16 protein-coding genes are annotated in these 15,688 nt (G+C 67.1%); 12 read left to right on the top strand and 4 right to left on the bottom strand.

The annotated features are described in order from the left end of the window. Window positions 1-32 precede the first annotated feature (32 nt). A complete protein-coding gene (locus tag AAHH99_RS06740) occupies window positions 33-1,187 on the top strand; it encodes a sulfotransferase family protein (protein WP_418767972.1) in 1,155 nt (384 codons plus the stop codon). Continuing rightward, window positions 1,184-2,290: a hypothetical protein gene (locus AAHH99_RS06735; protein WP_418767971.1), complete on the top strand. Its 1,107-nt coding sequence runs from the start codon at window positions 1,184-1,186 to the stop codon at window positions 2,288-2,290. The genes AAHH99_RS06740 and AAHH99_RS06735 overlap by 4 nt, the downstream gene beginning before the upstream one ends. On the opposite strand, the gene AAHH99_RS06730 is transcribed toward AAHH99_RS06735, so the two are convergent. After that, entirely contained in the window at window positions 2,278-2,847 is a 570-nt protein-coding gene (locus AAHH99_RS06730) for a DUF3558 domain-containing protein (RefSeq protein ID WP_418767970.1), read from the bottom strand. The two genes, AAHH99_RS06735 and AAHH99_RS06730, sit on opposite strands and share 13 nt — an antisense overlap. Window positions 2,848-2,978: 131 nt before the next feature. Between AAHH99_RS06730 and AAHH99_RS06725 the strand changes: the two genes are divergently transcribed. Genes AAHH99_RS06725 through AAHH99_RS06710 form a run of 4 tightly spaced genes read left to right on the top strand, consistent with a single transcriptional unit; the run spans window position 2,979 to window position 5,958 of the window. Beyond that, complete coding sequence (locus tag AAHH99_RS06725) at window positions 2,979-3,935, top strand: metallophosphoesterase family protein (protein ID WP_418767969.1); 957 nt, start codon at window positions 2,979-2,981, stop codon at window positions 3,933-3,935. Beyond that, window positions 3,932-4,612 (top strand): 4'-phosphopantetheinyl transferase family protein, encoded by a 681-nt coding sequence (locus tag AAHH99_RS06720; RefSeq protein ID WP_418767968.1) that lies wholly within the window; start codon window positions 3,932-3,934, stop codon window positions 4,610-4,612. The genes AAHH99_RS06725 and AAHH99_RS06720 overlap by 4 nt, the downstream gene beginning before the upstream one ends. Then, a complete protein-coding gene (gene truB, locus AAHH99_RS06715) occupies window positions 4,609-5,490 on the top strand; it encodes a tRNA pseudouridine(55) synthase TruB (protein WP_418767967.1) in 882 nt (293 codons plus the stop codon). Before AAHH99_RS06720 ends, truB begins: the two co-directional genes overlap by 4 nt. Before the next feature lie 51 nt (window positions 5,491-5,541). Next, entirely contained in the window at window positions 5,542-5,958 is a 417-nt protein-coding gene (locus AAHH99_RS06710) for a DUF6632 domain-containing protein (protein ID WP_418767966.1), read from the top strand. A 170-nt stretch (window positions 5,959-6,128) separates the two neighbouring features. Here AAHH99_RS06710 and mntR read toward each other — a convergent pair whose 3' ends face one another. Continuing rightward, window positions 6,129-6,824 (bottom strand): manganese-binding transcriptional regulator MntR, encoded by a 696-nt coding sequence (gene mntR / locus AAHH99_RS06705; RefSeq protein ID WP_418767965.1) that lies wholly within the window; start codon window positions 6,822-6,824, stop codon window positions 6,129-6,131. Window positions 6,825-6,907: 83 nt separating this feature from the next. On the opposite strand from mntR, the gene AAHH99_RS06700 reads away from it, so the two are divergent. The 5 genes from AAHH99_RS06700 to bla all read left to right on the top strand — a co-directional run bounded on the left by AAHH99_RS06700 (window position 6,908) and on the right by bla (window position 13,126). Next, window positions 6,908-7,888 (top strand): bifunctional riboflavin kinase/FAD synthetase, encoded by a 981-nt coding sequence (locus AAHH99_RS06700; protein WP_418767964.1) that lies wholly within the window; start codon window positions 6,908-6,910, stop codon window positions 7,886-7,888. Between the two features lie 146 nt (window positions 7,889-8,034). After that, entirely contained in the window at window positions 8,035-8,304 is a 270-nt protein-coding gene (gene rpsO / locus AAHH99_RS06695; RefSeq protein WP_418767963.1) for a 30S ribosomal protein S15, read from the top strand. A gap of 311 nt (window positions 8,305-8,615) precedes the next feature. Further along, on the top strand, window positions 8,616-10,892 hold the full coding sequence (locus AAHH99_RS06690; protein WP_418767962.1) for a polyribonucleotide nucleotidyltransferase: 2,277 nt from the start codon (window positions 8,616-8,618) through the stop codon (window positions 10,890-10,892). Next, window positions 10,870-12,210, top strand: coding sequence for a M16 family metallopeptidase (locus AAHH99_RS06685; protein ID WP_418769535.1), 1,341 nt, complete (start codon window positions 10,870-10,872; stop codon window positions 12,208-12,210). The genes AAHH99_RS06690 and AAHH99_RS06685 overlap by 23 nt, the downstream gene beginning before the upstream one ends. 19 nt (window positions 12,211-12,229) lie before the next feature. Continuing rightward, the gene (bla, locus tag AAHH99_RS06680; RefSeq protein ID WP_418767961.1) at window positions 12,230-13,126 is read left to right on the top strand and encodes a class A beta-lactamase; all 897 of its coding nucleotides are present in this window, start codon (window positions 12,230-12,232) and stop codon (window positions 13,124-13,126) included. 216 nt (window positions 13,127-13,342) lie between these two features. Here the strand turns inward: bla and ald are convergent, their stop codons facing one another. Then, complete coding sequence (gene ald, locus AAHH99_RS06675) at window positions 13,343-14,455, bottom strand: alanine dehydrogenase (protein WP_418767960.1); 1,113 nt, start codon at window positions 14,453-14,455, stop codon at window positions 13,343-13,345. 90 nt (window positions 14,456-14,545) lie between these two features. On the opposite strand from ald, the gene AAHH99_RS06670 reads away from it, so the two are divergent. Continuing rightward, window positions 14,546-15,061: an Lrp/AsnC family transcriptional regulator gene (locus tag AAHH99_RS06670; protein ID WP_418767959.1), complete on the top strand. Its 516-nt coding sequence runs from the start codon at window positions 14,546-14,548 to the stop codon at window positions 15,059-15,061. Between the two features lie 19 nt (window positions 15,062-15,080). Here the strand turns inward: AAHH99_RS06670 and AAHH99_RS06665 are convergent, their stop codons facing one another. Then, window positions 15,081-15,599, bottom strand: a complete 519-nt coding sequence (locus tag AAHH99_RS06665; RefSeq protein WP_418767958.1) for a general stress protein — start codon at window positions 15,597-15,599, stop codon at window positions 15,081-15,083. Between the last annotated feature and the right edge of the window lie 89 nt (window positions 15,600-15,688).

Raw genomic sequence — 15,688 nt, 5'->3', positions numbered from 1 at the left:
TGTACTGTCACCAATTCGGTGGGAGGTGCAGGGTGGTATCCGTCGAGGATCTGATGGCCGCGGCCGTCGAGCGCACCGGCCTCGACGACTTCGGCGAGGACTCGTTTCGCGAGGGCCTGGAGATCCTCGTCCGTGCGCTTAGCGACGAAGCCCGGCTCAACGCACGCGGCCAAGACTTCGTCTACAACCGCATCGGACTGCACCTGTCGCAGCGGCTCCAGGTGGAGGATTGGTGCCGCCGCAACCCCGACATCGACGACGAGCAGATCGCCTCGCCGCTGTTCGGGTTGGGCCTGCCGCGGACGGGGTCGACCGCGCTGTCGTTCCTGCTCGCGCAGGATCCCGATGTCCGTTATCTGCGCAGCTGGGAGTCCGCGCAGCCGTGCCCTCCACCGTCGACCGTGCGCGGCCACGACCCGCGCATCCCGCCCGATCAGCGGCCCGTCCTCGTGGGCACTCGTCACCACGTGCCGACCGACATCCGCGGCCCGATGGAATGCCTGGACCTGATGGCGCTCGACTTCAAGTCCCAAATCTTCCAGGCCTACGCACAGATTCCGACCTACTCTCAATGGCTCTGTGACCGAGCGGATTTCACGTCGACGTACCGGTATGAGCGACGGGTGCTCAAGTTGCTCCAGTGGGGGGAACCGGCGCGCCCATGGCGGCTCAAGTCGCCGGCACACGTGCTTTCGCTGGACTACCTCGACCGCGTGTTCCCCGATGCCCGCTTCGTCATGACGCACCGCGATCCGACCGACGTGCTGCTGTCGGTTGTAGACGTCTACGCCGACATCGTCGGCGGTTTCACCGATCACCTCGACCGGCGCTACCTCGGTGAACTGAACGTCACCCAGTGGTCGACGGGTATCGCGCGGGCGATGGCGTTCCGGGACAGGGCCGCGGACCGGTTCTACGACATCGACTTTCGGGCGATGCAGAACGATCCGATCGGCGAAGTCGAGCGGCTGTACAGCTGGCTCGGCGAGACGGTGACCGAACGGTTCGAGGCCGGTATGCGGGCGTGGTGGGCCGAGAACGCCGAGAAGCGTGAGCCACACCCCAAGGCCGCGCCAGAGGCATTCGGCCTGGACGACAACGTGATTCGGCCGTTGTTCGCCGCCTACGTAGACGCCTACGCGGGCGGTTCTCGGCGTCCCGACCGGCCGAAGGAAAGCGCCCCATGACCGTCGACGTGACGGGCGGCATCGACCCCGCCCGCGAGTACATGTTCGCCGAGCGGCCGCAGGACCCCGAGATGCGGGATTCGGTGAGCTTCTGGGTGTTCGACGACAGCGGCCGGGTCGGCCTGCCGAGGATCGGCATCGAGGCGGTCGCATCCAATTGGGACGCTCACGGACTGCAGGTCAACCTGGCGTTCGCCGACGGACGCGTCTACCGCTTGCGCGCCGACGGGCAGAGCGCGCCGGTCGAGGGCCGCGACGGAAGGCCGACGGTACTCGGCGCGGGGCCGCTGACGTTCGAGTGCGTGGCGCCGTTCGACACGTGGACGGTGGCGTTCGATGGTCAGGCCGTCCAGACGTCCTCGGAGGCGCTCGCCGCCGGTGACAAGAGTGGCCCACTGGTCGACGTGCGGTTCGAGGTCGAGGCGAGAATGGCGGTGCCACCGTGGATTCAAGGGGCGATGGGCGATGAGGCCGCCGACCAACTGAAGACGACGGTGGTCGGCGAGCTCATGGGCGGCGCCCGTTACGAACAGTTGTTCCGCGCCGACGGAACCGTGGAGGTGGCGGGACACCGGCACCCCTTGTCGGGAAGCGGACTGCGCATCCGTCGCCAAGGCGTGCGCCGACTGGAGGGGTTCTGGGGGCACTGCTGGCAGTCCGCGCTGTTCGGGAGTGGACGAGCGTTCGGCTACATCGCCTACCCGCCGCGGCCCGACGGGCAGCCGAACTACAACGAGGGTTACCTGTACCTCGGGGACTCGGCGGGCCTGATCCCCGCCCGCGTCGTAGAGGCGCCGTGGCTGCGGCGGCTGTGGCCGCGCGGGGAGGACGTGTCGCTGGTGCTCGAAACGGCCCGCGGAACCGTGCGCATCGAGGGGGAGACGGTGCTGTCCACCCACGACATCACCGATCCCGCCGAGCTTCCCGCCGAACAACTGGAGAAGATGGCCAATTGGACGTTCCCGGCCCTGCAGCAGGCCGGTGTGCGCTACCGCTGGGACGGCGAGGAGGCGATCGGGATGCTGGAGCGGTCCAGCCCAATGGACCGCATCGAACACGACGGGTCGAACGCGACGGCCGATCAGAAGACTCAGAACACGTAGTGCGGAATCAGCTCGTGCGCTCGCTGCAGGTTGGTCTGCATGCAGTCGGGGTCTGGCTCGGAGTAGATCGGCGAGTAGAACAGCGATTGCTGCAGCACGCCGTAGCTGGTGTCGAAGGCGATCATGCAGGTGATCCACCAGCGGTTGTTCCAGTCCGTCGGCTTCATGACCCAGTACTGCGCCGCCCGGTGCCCGTCGATGTCGAGTTGGACCGCGTCGGCGGGCAGCGTCTGCTCATAGGTGCGCCAGACGATCGCCTCTACGGCCAGTTGATAGTTCCCCGCGTCGTACCTGCACCGCAGCTGATCCTCCGGCGTCGGCGGCGTGAACGTCAGACCGATCGCCTGCACCGCCTCGAGCGGAATCTGCTTGCACGGGTTGAACGGCGACGGATCGGTGGTCTCGATGACGGGCCACTTGATCGACGTCGTGACATTCGTCATCGGAATGTCGACGGCATCCACCCGCGGGGCGCCCGCCGGGTTGGCCTGCCACACCACCATCACCGCAGCGATCAGTGCGCACAGTGCCGAGACCAAGCGCAGCTTGGCGAGCATGTCACCCCTTTGTTCGTCGGTCCGACCCTGCGGGGAGTGTAGCGGGCCGCTGCCAGCGCCCGAGAGGAAACAAGAACCTGTTCTAGTTGCCGGACGAACCGCGCACATCCGGTTAAGTACCCTGGTCAGTTGTGACACGCGACGGCCGACGACCCACCCTCTGGGCGATCAGCGACTTGCACACGGGTCACACAGGCAACAAACCCGTGACCGAGTCGCTGCACCCGGCCTCGCCCGACGACTGGCTCATCGTCGCCGGCGACGTCGCCGAACGCACCGACGAGATCCGCTGGGCCCTGGACTTGTTGCGCAAACGGTTCGCCAAGGTGATCTGGATTCCGGGCAACCACGAGCTGTGGACCACCAACCGCGACCCGATGCAGATCTTCGGGAAGGCCCGCTATGACTACCTGGTCAACATGTGCGACGAGATGGGCATCATCACCCCCGAGCACCCGTTCCCGGTATGGACCGAGGAGGGCGGCCCGGCCACGATCGTGCCGATGTTCCTGCTGTACGACTACACCTTCCTGCCCGAAGGCGCCGCCACCAAGGCCGAAGGGCTGGCCATCGCGCGCGAGCGCAACGTCGTCGGCACCGACGAGTTCCTGCTGTCCGCCGAGCCCTACGCCACCCGCGACGCGTGGTGCCGCGACCGGGTGGCCTACACCCGCAAAAGGCTCGAGGACCTCGACTGGATGACGCCGACAGTGCTGGTGAACCACTTCCCGATGGTTCGCGAACCCTGCGACGCGATGTTCTATCCGGAGTTCTCGCTGTGGTGCGGCACCACCGCCACCGCCGACTGGCACACCCGCTACAACGCGGTGTGCTCGGTCTACGGGCACCTGCACATTCCGCGCACGACGTGGTACGACGGTGTGAGGTTCGAGGAGGTCTCGGTCGGTTATCCGCGAGAGTGGCGCCGCCGCAAGCCATATCGCTGGATGCGCCAGATCTTGCCCGACCCGGGGTATCCGCCCGGGTACCTCAACGAGTTCGGCGGCCACTTCCAGATCACCCAGGAGATGCGAGACAACGCGCAGAAGATGCAACAACGGATCCGCGACAGGCAGGTCTCGCGATGACGGTCGCCGCTTCGCTGCTGTCCGGTGTGTTGCCGGCGACGACGACGGGACTGGCCGCCGCCGAGGTCTACCGCGACCCGCCGGACCTGGCGCCGCTGCCCGAGGAGGAGCCTCTGGTCGCCAGGTCGGTGGCCAAGCGGCGCAACGAGTTCGTCACGGTGCGGTACTGCGCGCGGCAGGCACTCTCCGAGATCGGTGTCGGACCGGTGCCGATCCTGAAGGGGGAGAAGGGCGAACCCCGGTGGCCCGACGGCATCGTCGGCTCGCTGACGCACTGTGAGGGCTATCGCGGCGCTGTGGTCGGCCGGCAGGCCGAGGTGCGGTCGGTGGGCATCGACGCAGAACCGCACGGCGTGCTGCCCGACGGTGTGCTCGATGCGATCAGCCTCCCCGCCGAGCGGACCGAGCTGCAGCAGCTGCCGGGCGAACTGCACTGGGACCGAATCCTGTTCTGCGCCAAAGAGGCGACCTACAAGGCGTGGTTCCCGGTGACCCGCCGGTGGCTGGGCTTCGAGGACGCGCACATCGTCTTCGACGTGGACAACAGCGGCACCTCCGGCGGTTTCGTCTCGCGAATTCTGATCGACCCGGCGGCGATGCACGGACCCCCACTGGAAACCCTGGCCGGCCGGTGGTCGGTTCGCGACGGTCTGGCGCTGACCGCGATCGTGCTATGACCGAAGCGGGTCTGGTCATCGTCGACAAACCCGCGGGCATGACGAGCCATGACGTTGTCGGCCGCTGCCGTCGCTTCTTCGGCACCCGCAAGGTCGGCCATGCCGGGACCCTGGACCCGATGGCCACCGGCGTTCTCGTCATCGGGATCGAGCGCGCCACCAAGATACTCGGACTGCTGACGGCGACGGACAAGGCGTACTCCGCGACCATCCGGCTCGGCCAGACCACCTCGACCGACGACGCCGAAGGCGAAATGCTGCAGCAGGTTTCGGCCGACAGCGTCACCGACGAGCACATCGAGCGCGCGGTCGCGGACCTTCGCGGCGAGATCGACCAGGTCCCGTCGGCGGTGAGCGCGATCAAAATCGGCGGACAACGCGCCTACAAACTCGCGCGCGAAGGGCAGGCCGTCGAGTTGGCACCCCGCCGCGTGCGTATCGAACGCTTCGCGGTGCTCGACGTCCGCCGCGAATCCGGCGTCGTCGATCTCGATGTCGAGGTAGAGTGCTCCAGCGGCACCTACATCCGCGCACTGGCCCGCGACATCGGCGCCGCGCTGGGAGTCGGGGGGCATCTCATGGCGTTGCGCCGCACCAGAGTCGGCGGTTTCGGGTTGACCGAGGCGCGCACACTCGACGAGCTCGCCGAAAACCCGCGCCTGTCCTACAGCCTCGACACCGCATGTCTTCTTGCCTTTCCGCGGCGGGACCTGACCGCGAACGAGGTCGAGGACGTGCGGCACGGCCGACCGCTCAAACCGGGTGGCCTCACAGGTATTTACGCCGCAACGGCTCAGGACGGCCAGGTCATCGCGCTGCTGGAAGACCGATCGGATCGCACGAAGTCGGTCGTCGTGCTGCGTCCGGCGACCTTGTAGCCCGGCGCATCCGGGCGCATACTGACGCCGTCCTAGAGATGGGAGCCGAAAATGGCGTCTCCGTACAAGGCTCTTCAGATCGCATTGGGCGTGTTCGGCGTGGTCGCCCTCTGCTTGTATCCGCTTGCCGCGTTGTGGCCGTCAGGTTGGGCGTGGCATCCGGGACCGCCGCATCACTCCGACTACTTCATGATGATCGTCGGGCTGTATGCGACCCTCGGGGTCTTTCTGGTGTGGGCGGCGCGAAACCCGCGCGCTCATCTGAGCCTGATCTGGTTCGCGGTGTGGTCCAGCGTCGTGCACGCCGTCATCATGGCGGTGCAGTCGGTGCGCGGTGAGCACCAGACCGGGCATCTGGTGGGCGATGTGCCCGCGCTGCTGTTGGTCGCGATCGTGCTCGCGGTGCTCGTGCGGGCTTCTGGGCTCACGATGGCCGAGGAACAGCCCGCCGCCGTCGAACGAAGCTGATCGGGCACCCCGCGAATGTGGAGCCATGGCGAAACTCCTTCGGTCGGTTATCGCCGCCGACCATTCGGGAAGGCGCCCGCCTTGCAGCGAAAATACGCTGGCAGCGAATAATTCGCTGATAGGCGGGCACTCATCGCAGTGGTCGGCAGCCCGCCGTAGCCACCAACGCGCTAGCTCGCGACCACCCAGATCGCTTCTGCGGCAGGGCTCCCCAGCTCGACGGTGGTGTCGTCGCCGTCAGCCGACTCGATGGCCACCGAGATCATGCCGGCGAAGTCGCGCCGCGCCACCACGCGAAGGCGCGAGTCCAGGCTGATGCCGACACTGTCGAAGTACCGCAGCATCTCCGGATCGGCGTCCGAGATGCGCGCGATCGTGCCGCGGTCGCCGTCGTTGCAGGCCGACAATTGGCGCGCGTCCGGGGCGGGCACGCGTCCGTCGGCGGCCGGAATCGGATCACCGTGTGGATCGCGCGTCGGGTGCCCGAGCTTGGCGTCAATGCGGTCGAGCATCCGGTCCGACACCGCGTGCTCGAGCACCTCGGCCTCATCGTGCACCTCGTCCCAGCTGTAACCCAGCTCGCGCACGAGGAACGTCTCCATCAGCCGGTGCCTGCGCACCATCGCCAGGGCGGCGGCCCGGCCGGCTTCGGTCAACGTCACCGCGCCGTACTTCTCGTGATCAACCAGACCCTGGTCGGCGAGCTTGCGGATCGACTCCGAGGCGGTGCTGGCCGACACGCCGAGACGCTCGGCCAGCAGCTTGGTGCTCACCTTCTCCTGCGACCACTCCTGGACGGTCCAGATGACTTTCAAGTAGTCCTGGGCAACCGTCGTCAGGTCACGCGCATCGCCGGCAGGATTCACAATGACAAAGTTTAGGCAATACTCACCTCATCTGGGGGATCCGGCGACGCGCGGGACCCCTCTCGCGCCGTAGGCTTGTCCTCGTGCAGCGCTGGCGGGGACAAGACGAGATCCCGACGGACTGGGGCCGATGCGTGGTCACCATCGGGGTTTTCGACGGTGTACATCGCGGACACCAGGAGCTGATCAACCACGCGGTCAAGGCCGCCCGGTCCCGCGGCGTGCCCACGGTGCTGATGACCTTCGACCCCCACCCCATGGAGGTGGTCTTCCCGGGCAGCCATCCCGCCCAGCTGACCACGCTGACCCGGCGCGCCGAACTGGTCGAGGAACTCGGCATCGACGTCTTCCTGGTCATGCCGTTCAGCGCCGACTTCATGAAGCTGACCCCGGAGCGCTACATCCACGAACTCCTGGTCGAACGCCTGCACGTGGTGGAGGTAGTCGTGGGGGAGAACTTCACCTTCGGCAAGAAGGCGGCGGGCAACGTCGAGCTGCTGCGCCAGGCCGGCGAGCGGTTCGGCTTCGCCGTGGAGAGCATGACCCTGGTTTCCGAGGTGGCCGACACCGACCGGGACAGGGCCGTCACGTTCTCCTCGACCTACATCCGGTCCTGTGTCGACGCGGGCGACGTCGTCGCCGCCGCCGAGGCACTGGGGCGCCCGCACCGCGTCGAGGGCGTCGTGGTGCGCGGCGATGGACGGGGCAAAGTGCTGGGCTTTCCGACCGCCAATGTGGCGCCGCCCATGTACTCGGCGATCCCCGCCGACGGCGTCTACGCGGCGTGGTTCACCGTGCTCGGCCACGGACCGGTCGCGGGCAGCGTCATCCCCGGCGAGCGGTACCAGGCCGCGGTCTCGGTGGGGACCAATCCGACATTCTCCGGGCGCACCCGCACCGTCGAGGCGTTCGTGCTCGATACCACCGCCGACTTGTACGGCCAGCACGTCGCCGTCGATTTCGTTGCCCGGTTGCGCGGCCAGGAGAGGTTCGCCAACGTCGAGGACCTGGTCGAGCAGATGGGTCGCGACACCGAACACGCCCGCACACTCTTGGCTCGGTGACGCCGGCAACGTTGAGCTGCGATTTCGCCGCTCACCTCGGCCGCTGCTAGACTGCCTGCCGACCGGGCGTGCGCTGCAGTTCGCGGCGGCCGCGCCTTCCCGGGGCCCACCCCCTTCCCGCGGACTGAAAAAGATGGAGTTGTTTCGTGGCGCTTACCGCCGAAGAGAAAAAGTCGATCCTGACCGACTACGGCCTGCATGACACAGATACCGGCTCGCCGGAGGCGCAGGTCGCCCTGCTGACCAAGCGGATCATCGACCTCACCGAGCACCTGAAGGTGCACAAGCACGATCACCACTCGCGGCGTGGTCTGCTGCTGCTTGTCGGCCGCAGGCGCCGGCTACTCAAGTATGTGGCTCAGGTCGACGTCCAGCGGTACCGCACGCTGATCGAACGACTCGGCCTGCGTCGCTGACCTCGTACCGTCGCGCGAACGCGCGACGGGATTCGGCCGCGTACTCCTCGCAGAGTACGATGGCTTCGTTCGACTGCCACTGAGGCGCGAACGACCTGGGTGCGGTTTTCGCAGCTCCGCGAGCACCGTTCCCGCGTGTCATAACCAGGACCTGCTCGATCGCGCGGTCTTCGGTAGTGGCTGCCGGAAGAACTGCCGGCAGCTTCGATCGATGGCCGTAGCCGCATCGAGGCCGGTGGTTCAAGCGCTGTGACGACGCGAAAACAGCTAAACAGTGGAGACACTGAACCAGAGAGGCCATACGGACACCTATGTCTGTAGTTGAAATTGAAGACGGCGTGTACGAAGCGACCGCCGTGATCGACAACGGGAGCTTTGGCACCCGCACCATCCGTTTCGAGACCGGCCGGCTGGCCCAGCAGGCCGCCGGCGCCGTCGTCGCCTACCTCGACGACGAGACGATGTTGCTCTCGGCGACGTCGGCCAGCAAGAACCCTAAAGACCATTTCGACTTCTTCCCGTTGACCATCGACGTCGAAGAGCGCATGTATGCCGCGGGTCGCATCCCCGGTTCGTTCTTCCGCCGCGAAGGCCGCCCGTCGACCGATGCGATCCTGACCTGCCGGCTGATCGACCGTCCGCTGCGGCCGACGTTCGTCGCCGGCCTGCGCAACGAGATCCAGGTCGTGGTCACCGTCATGAGCCTGGATCCGAAGGATCTGTACGACGTGGTCGCGATCAACGCCGCGTCGGCGTCCACGCAGATCGCGGGCCTGCCGTTCTCCGGGCCGGTCGGCGGCGTGCGTGTCGCGCTGATCGACGGGACCTGGGTCGCCTTCCCGACCGTCGAGCAGCTCGAGCGGGCGGTGTTCGACATGGTCGTCGCCGGTCGTGTAGTCGCGGGGACCGCAGACCAAGAAGAAGAAGAAGTGGCGATCATGATGGTGGAGGCCGAGGCCACCGACAATGTCGTCGAGTTGATCGCCGGCGGTGCGCAGGCGCCCACCGAGAGCGTCGTGGCCGAGGGCCTGGAGGCCGCCAAACCGTTCATCGCGAGCCTGTGCGCGGCCCAGCAGGAGCTGGCCGAGCGCGCCGCCAAGCCGACCGCCGACTACCCGGTGTTCCCGGAGTACGGCGAAGACGTCTACTACGCCGTCGCCTCGGTGGCCACCGACGCATTGTCGGAGGCGCTGACCATCGCCGGTAAGGCCGAGCGCAACGACCGCACCGACGAGATCAAGGCCGAGGTGCTCGAGCGGCTGGCCGAGCAGTACGCGGGCCGTGAGAAGGAGGTCGGCGCCGCATTCCGCTCGCTGACCAAAAAGCTTGTGCGCCAGCGTATTCTGACTGACCACTTCCGCATCGACGGGCGCGGCATCACCGACATCCGCGCGTTGAGTGCCGAGGTCGCCGTCGTCCCGCGGGCGCACGGCAGCGCGCTGTTCGAGCGCGGCGAGACTCAGATCCTGGGCGTCACCACGCTGGACATGATGAAGCTGGCCCAGCAGATCGACTCGCTGGGGCCCGAAACCTCCAAGCGCTACATGCATCACTACAACTTCCCGCCCTACTCGACCGGTGAGACCGGCCGTGTCGGTTCGCCGAAGCGCCGCGAGATCGGCCACGGTGCGCTGGCGGAGCGGGCGCTGATGCCGGTGCTGCCCAGCGTCGAGGAGTTCCCGTACGCGATCCGCCAGGTGTCGGAGGCGTTGAGCTCCAACGGTTCGACGTCGATGGGCTCGGTGTGCGCATCGACGCTCGCGCTGCTCAACGCCGGTGTGCCGCTCAAGGCCCCGGTCGCGGGCATCGCGATGGGTCTGGTGTCCGACGACATCGAGGTTGACGGAAAGACCGAGCGCCGGTTCGTCGCGCTCACCGACATCCTCGGTGCCGAGGATGCGTTCGGCGACATGGACTTTAAGGTCGCGGGCACCAAGGAGTTCGTCACCGCGCTGCAGCTGGACACCAAGCTCGACGGTATTCCTTCGCAGGTGCTGGCCGGTGCGCTGTCGCAGGCCAAGGACGCCCGGCTGACGATCCTCGAGGTGATGGCCGAGGCCATCGACGGGCCCGACGAGATGAGCCCGTACGCCCCGCGGATCACCACGATCAAGGTGCCCGTCGACAAGATCGGCGAGGTGATCGGGCCCAAAGGCAAGATCATCAACCAGATCACCGAGGAGACCGGCGCGTCTATCTCCATCGAGGACGACGGCACGGTGTTCGTCGGCGCGACCGACGGGCCGTCGGCGCAGGCGGCGGTCGACAAGATCAATGCGATCGCCAATCCGCAGCTTCCCAAGGTCGGCGAGCGGTTCCTCGGAACCGTGGTCAAGACAACGGATTTCGGCGCCTTCGTGTCGCTGCTTCCGGGTCGCGACGGGCTGGTCCACATCTCGAAGCTGGGGCGCGGCAAGCGGATCGCCAAGGTCGAGGACGTCGTCAAGGTCGGTGACAAGCTGCGTGTGGAGATCGCCGACATCGACAACCGTGGGAAGATCTCGCTGATCCTCGTCGATGAACAGGAAGATGGAGCCGCGTCCAATTCCGACGCCGCGCCGGCAGATGCCGCAGCGGCCAGCAGTTAGGGCGTTGCGCCACACCGAACGTGGCGACAGATCAGCGGAGGCAGTGCGTCGCACGGTGTTACCCGGTGGCCTGCGTGTGGTCACCGAGTACCTCCCGTCGGTGCATTCGGCGTCGGTCGGCCTATGGGTCAACGTCGGTTCGCGCGACGAGGGCCCGAGTGTCGCGGGCGCGGCCCACTTCCTCGAGCACTTGCTGTTCAAGTCGACGCCGACCCGGTCGGCGGTCAGCATCGCGCAGGCCGTCGACGCGGTCGGCGGTGAGCTGAACGCCTTCACCGCCCGCGAGCACACCTGCTACTACGCGCACGTGCTCGACTCCGATCTGGAGTTGGCCGTCGACCTCGTCGCCGACGTCGTCTTGCGCGGACAGTGTGCGGCCGAGGACGTCGAGATCGAACGCGACGTGGTGCTCGAGGAGATCGCGATGCGCGACGACGATCCCGAGGACACCCTCGGCGACGAGTTCCTTGCCGCGATGTTCGGCTCGCATCCGGTTGGACGCCCGGTGATCGGCAGCGTGGACTCGATCTCCTCGATGACACGCGCCCAACTGCACTCCTTCCACGTCCGCCGCTACACCCCCGAGCGGATGGTGCTCGCGGTGGCGGGCAATGTCGATCACGACGACGTGGTGTCGCTGGCGGGCGAGTACTTCGGCGCGCGACTGGTGCGTGGCCGCACACCGGTGCCGCCCCGCAAGGGCGCCGGCCGGGTGGGTGGACGCCCGAGCCTGGAACTGGTCAACCGGGACTCCGAACAGACGCACCTTTCGCTGGGTGTGCGCACACCGGGACGGCACTGGGAACACCGCTGGGCGCTGTCGGTGCTGAACACCGCGCTCGGCGGCGGCCTCAGTTCGCGGCTGTTCCAGGAGATTCGCGAGGCCCGCGGATTGGCGTACTCGGTGTACTCGACGATCGACACCTTCTCCGACAGCGGCGCGCTTTCGGTGTACGCGGGTTGCCTGCCCGACCGCTTCGACGAGGTTGCCCGCGTGACCACCGATGTGCTCGAGGCCGTCGCAAGCGACGGGATCACCGAAGGCGAGTGCCGTATCGCGAAGGGTTCACTGCGCGGCGGACTGGTGCTCGGCCTGGAGGATTCGGGCTCGCGAATGAACCGCATCGGCCGCAGCGAACTACATTTCGGTGAACACCGCACCATCGACGAGACGCTGGCGAAGATCGACGCCGTCACGCTCGACGAGGTCAACGCCGTCGCGCGCCGGCTTCTGCGGCGGCCCTACGGTGGCGCTGTGTTGGGCCCGCTTCAATCGAAACGGTCACTGCCTCAGCCGCTCCGGGCCATCGCCGGCTGATCACCTACGCTGGGGGCCCATGGCTGGGTTGTCACGTCGTCACGTTCTGATCGGTGGATTGACACTGGCGGCGCACGCCGCATCACCGCACAAGTTCGCCATAGCCGACCCCAACCGTCCCCTGCAGCCGATCGAGGACGGGCTCGGCGAGATGGAGCGTCGCCAGAACGCGTTTATCGGGGTGTTCGCAACCAATCTCGGCACCGGGCGCACCATCGCGCATCGTGGGCAGCACCCGTTCGCGATGTGCTCGACGTTCAAGACCTACGCCGCCGCGCGGGTGCTGCAGAAGGCCGAGCGCGGTGAGCTCGCGCTCACCGATCGCGTCACCATCGAGCCGGGCGATCTCGTGCCCAACTCGCCGGTGACCGAGGCGCACGTCGGGCAGACGATGACGCTGGCGGAGCTGTGTCAGGCCGCCCTGCAGCGAAGCGACAACGCCGCGGGCAACTGGCTGCTGCGGGTGATCGGTGGTCCGTCCGGCGTTACTGACTTCGCCCGCAGCATCGGCGACGAACGGTCCCGACTCGACCGCTGGGAGATCGAGCTGAACGCGGCAGTGCCCGGGGATCCGCGCGACACCACCACACCCGAGGCCATCGGAAACGGTTACCGGGCGATACTCACCGGCAATGTGCTCGCCGAGCCGCAACGCCGGCAGCTCGAGGACTGGATGCGGGCCAATCAGACGTCGAGCGTGCGACCGGTGCTGCCGCCGGACTGGGCGACAGCCGACAAGACCGGCAGCGGTGACTACGCGAGCACCAACGACGTCGGTATCGCGTTCGGCCCAGCCGGTGAGCGATTGCTGCTGGCGATCATGACCAGGACCGCGGCAAACGACCCCGACGTCCCGAACGACCGGCAGCTGGTCGGTGAAGTGGCTTCTGTGCTGTTCGCCGGCCTTCTGGCTTGATATCGGACGAAGGCGCCAGCATTGCCCGGTCACCCCTCGGGACCGGGTCAAGCTGGCTTGTCAGCGGCTGTCCCCCCACGCTCTTCGCCCCCCGCACCGAGCGTCAGCCGCTGGACTAAACGGTATGGCATGGAGCGCGACGGAGGAATCGGGCGAATCCCTATCTTTTTGCACCGGCACGTTTAAGGGTGGCCGGCAAACACGCCGAGCGTGGGGTCAGAGCAGCACCGATGGATCCGTGTACGGCAGGTCGAGGCCGGCGGCGACCTGTGCGGACAGCAGGGCGCCTTCGTGAGTGGACAAACCCCTCGCGAGCGAGGCATCCGCACGGCAGGCCGCGTGCCAGCCGTGGTCGGCCAGCTCGAGCACGTACGGCATGGTCGCGTTGGTCAGGGCGAAGGTCGAGCTGCGGGGCACCGCGCCGGGCATATTGGCGACGCAGTAGAGGAGCGTGTCGTGCACGGCATACGTCGGGTCGTCGTGCGTGGTCGGACGCGAATCCTCGAAGCACCCACCCTGGTCGATGGCGATGTCGACCAGCACCGCGCCCGGCCTCATGTGGGCGACAGTCGAATTCGTCACCAGTTTGGGCGCTTTGGCGCCCGGCACCAGGACCGCGCCGATGACGAGGTCGGCGTCCTTCACCGCATCCTCGAGCTCCAGGATCGACGAGTAACGGGTTCCGACGCGCCCGCCGAACTCCGCATCCACGTCGCGCAGCCTGTCGAGGCTGACGTCGAACACGGTGACGTGTGCGCCCATGCCCGCGGCCACGCGCGCGGCATTGCGGCCGGCGGTGCCGCCGCCGATCACGACGACGTTGGCGGGAGCCACGCCCGGCACGCCGCCCATCAAGACCCCGCGGCCGCCGTGGCTGCGCATCAAGTGGTAGGCCCCGACCTGGGCAGCCAACCGTCCGGCAACCTCGCTCATCGGGGCCAGCAGGGGAAGGGCGCCGTCGGCGGTCTGAACGGTTTCGTAGGCGATCGACGTCGTCCCCGACGCCATCAGCGCTTCGGTGCACGGCCGCGACGCCGCCAGATGCAGGTAGGTGAACAGCGTCTGGCCCCGACGCATGCGGTGATATTCGGCTTCGATCGGCTCCTTGACCTTGAGCAGGAGTTCGGCCTCGGCCCATACCTGGTCGGCGCTGTTGATGACCTGCGCGCCTGCGCGTTTGAAATCTGCATCCGAGATCGCCGAACCGTCGCCGGCACCGGCTTGGATGATCACCTCATGGCCGCGGTGCACCAACTCGGCGACTCCGGCCGGGGTGATTGCGACCCGGTATTCGTTGTTCTTGATCTCGGTCGGGATGCCGACACGCATGATCGCTCCTCTGCTGTATGCTGCCTCCAGTGTGAAGAAGCTTCGTTTGATCACGCAATTCCTGTGGTTGAAATTCTGTAAGATTGCGCTATGAGCGAAGTATCTTCATTCTCAGGGGCCTCGGGGGGGCCCGGCCCGAAGGATGTTCGCCCGGTTGCCCTCGACGACGTCGACCGCCGGATTCTCACCGCGCTGCACCGTGAGGCGCGGATGTCGAACAACGCACTGGCCGAGGCGGTCGGGATTGCGCCGTCGACATGCCACGGCCGGGTCCGCCGACTGCAGGAGTCGGGGGTGATCCGCGGTTTCTACACCGACATCGATCCAGCCGCGATCGGTCTGCCGCTACAGGCGATGATCTCGGTGAGCCTGCAGTCCAGCGCTCGCGGCCGGATTCACACCTTCATCCAGCAGATCCGGCGCAGGCCCCAGGTGATGGACGTGTACTTCCTCGCGGGCGCCGACGACTTCATCCTCCACGTCGCCGCGCGTGACACCGACGACCTACGGTCGTTCGTAGTGGAGAACCTCAACGCCGATGCCGACGTGGCCGGTACTCAAACGTCGCTGATCTTCGAACACCTGCGAGGTGCGTCGCCGCTCTAGCGGCGGGAAGCATTGCTGCTCAGTCCATTTGGGTGTAACGCGCTGCGTCGGCGGCGTACTGCGGCGGCACGCACACCTCGTAGCGCCGGGCTTCGAGTGTCTCGACGCTGGAGAAGTCCCGTTCGCCTCTGGTCGTCACATGCGCGACGAACCCGAACACCGCGCCCCAGAACGCGCCGATCGTCAGCGCGATCAGCATGGTCACGATCCACACCGGACCCACCGTGAAAATCGCGAACAGCAGCCCGATGAACAACCCGAACCAAGCGCCGCTCGCGGCGCCGGCGAACGCCGCCCGTCCCTTGGTCATACGTCCCGTGATGCGTTCGACCGTGCGCAGATCATCGCCGATGATGCGCACGTGCTCGACGGGGAAGCCGCCGTCGGACATGCGGTCCACCAGCCGTTGCGCCTCGGGATAGTTGTCGAACGTCGCGATGACCTGGCGTGCGGGCCGCTGGTCGCCCAGCTGCTGCTCGGGCCGTCCACTCATATCCGTCACTTCGAACTCCATCTGCTGTCGTTCCGGTGTCCTCATGCATGGTTACCCGCTTTAAGGGGGCGCCGTCACCGAAAGCGGCGATCCGGTCGCGTCGATCAAGCTGGGCCCCGGGTGGATAAGGTGAC

This window comes from Mycobacterium neumannii, from assembly GCF_048452905.1.
In the GTDB taxonomy this organism is placed as follows: Bacteria; Actinomycetota; Actinomycetes; order Mycobacteriales; family Mycobacteriaceae; genus Mycobacterium; species Mycobacterium neumannii_B.
Note: the sequence above shows the minus strand (reverse complement) of the source record. Positions and strands in the feature narration are given on the sequence as shown.

What these genes read in the sequence shown, in the direction of transcription:
- AAHH99_RS06690 (WP_418767962.1), top strand. Translation starts at nt 8,616, where the DNA reads ATGTCTGTAGTTGAAATTGAAGACGGCGTGTACGAAGCGACCGCCGTG.
- bla (WP_418767961.1), top strand. Translation starts at nt 12,230, where the DNA reads ATGGCTGGGTTGTCACGTCGTCACGTTCTGATCGGTGGATTGACACTG.
- truB (WP_418767967.1), top strand. Translation starts at nt 4,609, where the DNA reads ATGACCGAAGCGGGTCTGGTCATCGTCGACAAACCCGCGGGCATGACG.
- AAHH99_RS06730 (WP_418767970.1), bottom strand. Translation starts at nt 2,847, where the DNA reads ATGCTCGCCAAGCTGCGCTTGGTCTCGGCACTGTGCGCACTGATCGCT.
- AAHH99_RS06735 (WP_418767971.1), top strand. Translation starts at nt 1,184, where the DNA reads ATGACCGTCGACGTGACGGGCGGCATCGACCCCGCCCGCGAGTACATG.
- AAHH99_RS06685 (WP_418769535.1), top strand. Translation starts at nt 10,870, where the DNA reads ATGCCGCAGCGGCCAGCAGTTAGGGCGTTGCGCCACACCGAACGTGGC.
- ald (WP_418767960.1), bottom strand. Translation starts at nt 14,455, where the DNA reads ATGCGTGTCGGCATCCCGACCGAGATCAAGAACAACGAATACCGGGTC.
- AAHH99_RS06710 (WP_418767966.1), top strand. Translation starts at nt 5,542, where the DNA reads ATGGCGTCTCCGTACAAGGCTCTTCAGATCGCATTGGGCGTGTTCGGC.
- AAHH99_RS06670 (WP_418767959.1), top strand. Translation starts at nt 14,546, where the DNA reads ATGAGCGAAGTATCTTCATTCTCAGGGGCCTCGGGGGGGCCCGGCCCG.
- AAHH99_RS06665 (WP_418767958.1), bottom strand. Translation starts at nt 15,599, where the DNA reads ATGAGGACACCGGAACGACAGCAGATGGAGTTCGAAGTGACGGATATG.
- AAHH99_RS06720 (WP_418767968.1), top strand. Translation starts at nt 3,932, where the DNA reads ATGACGGTCGCCGCTTCGCTGCTGTCCGGTGTGTTGCCGGCGACGACG.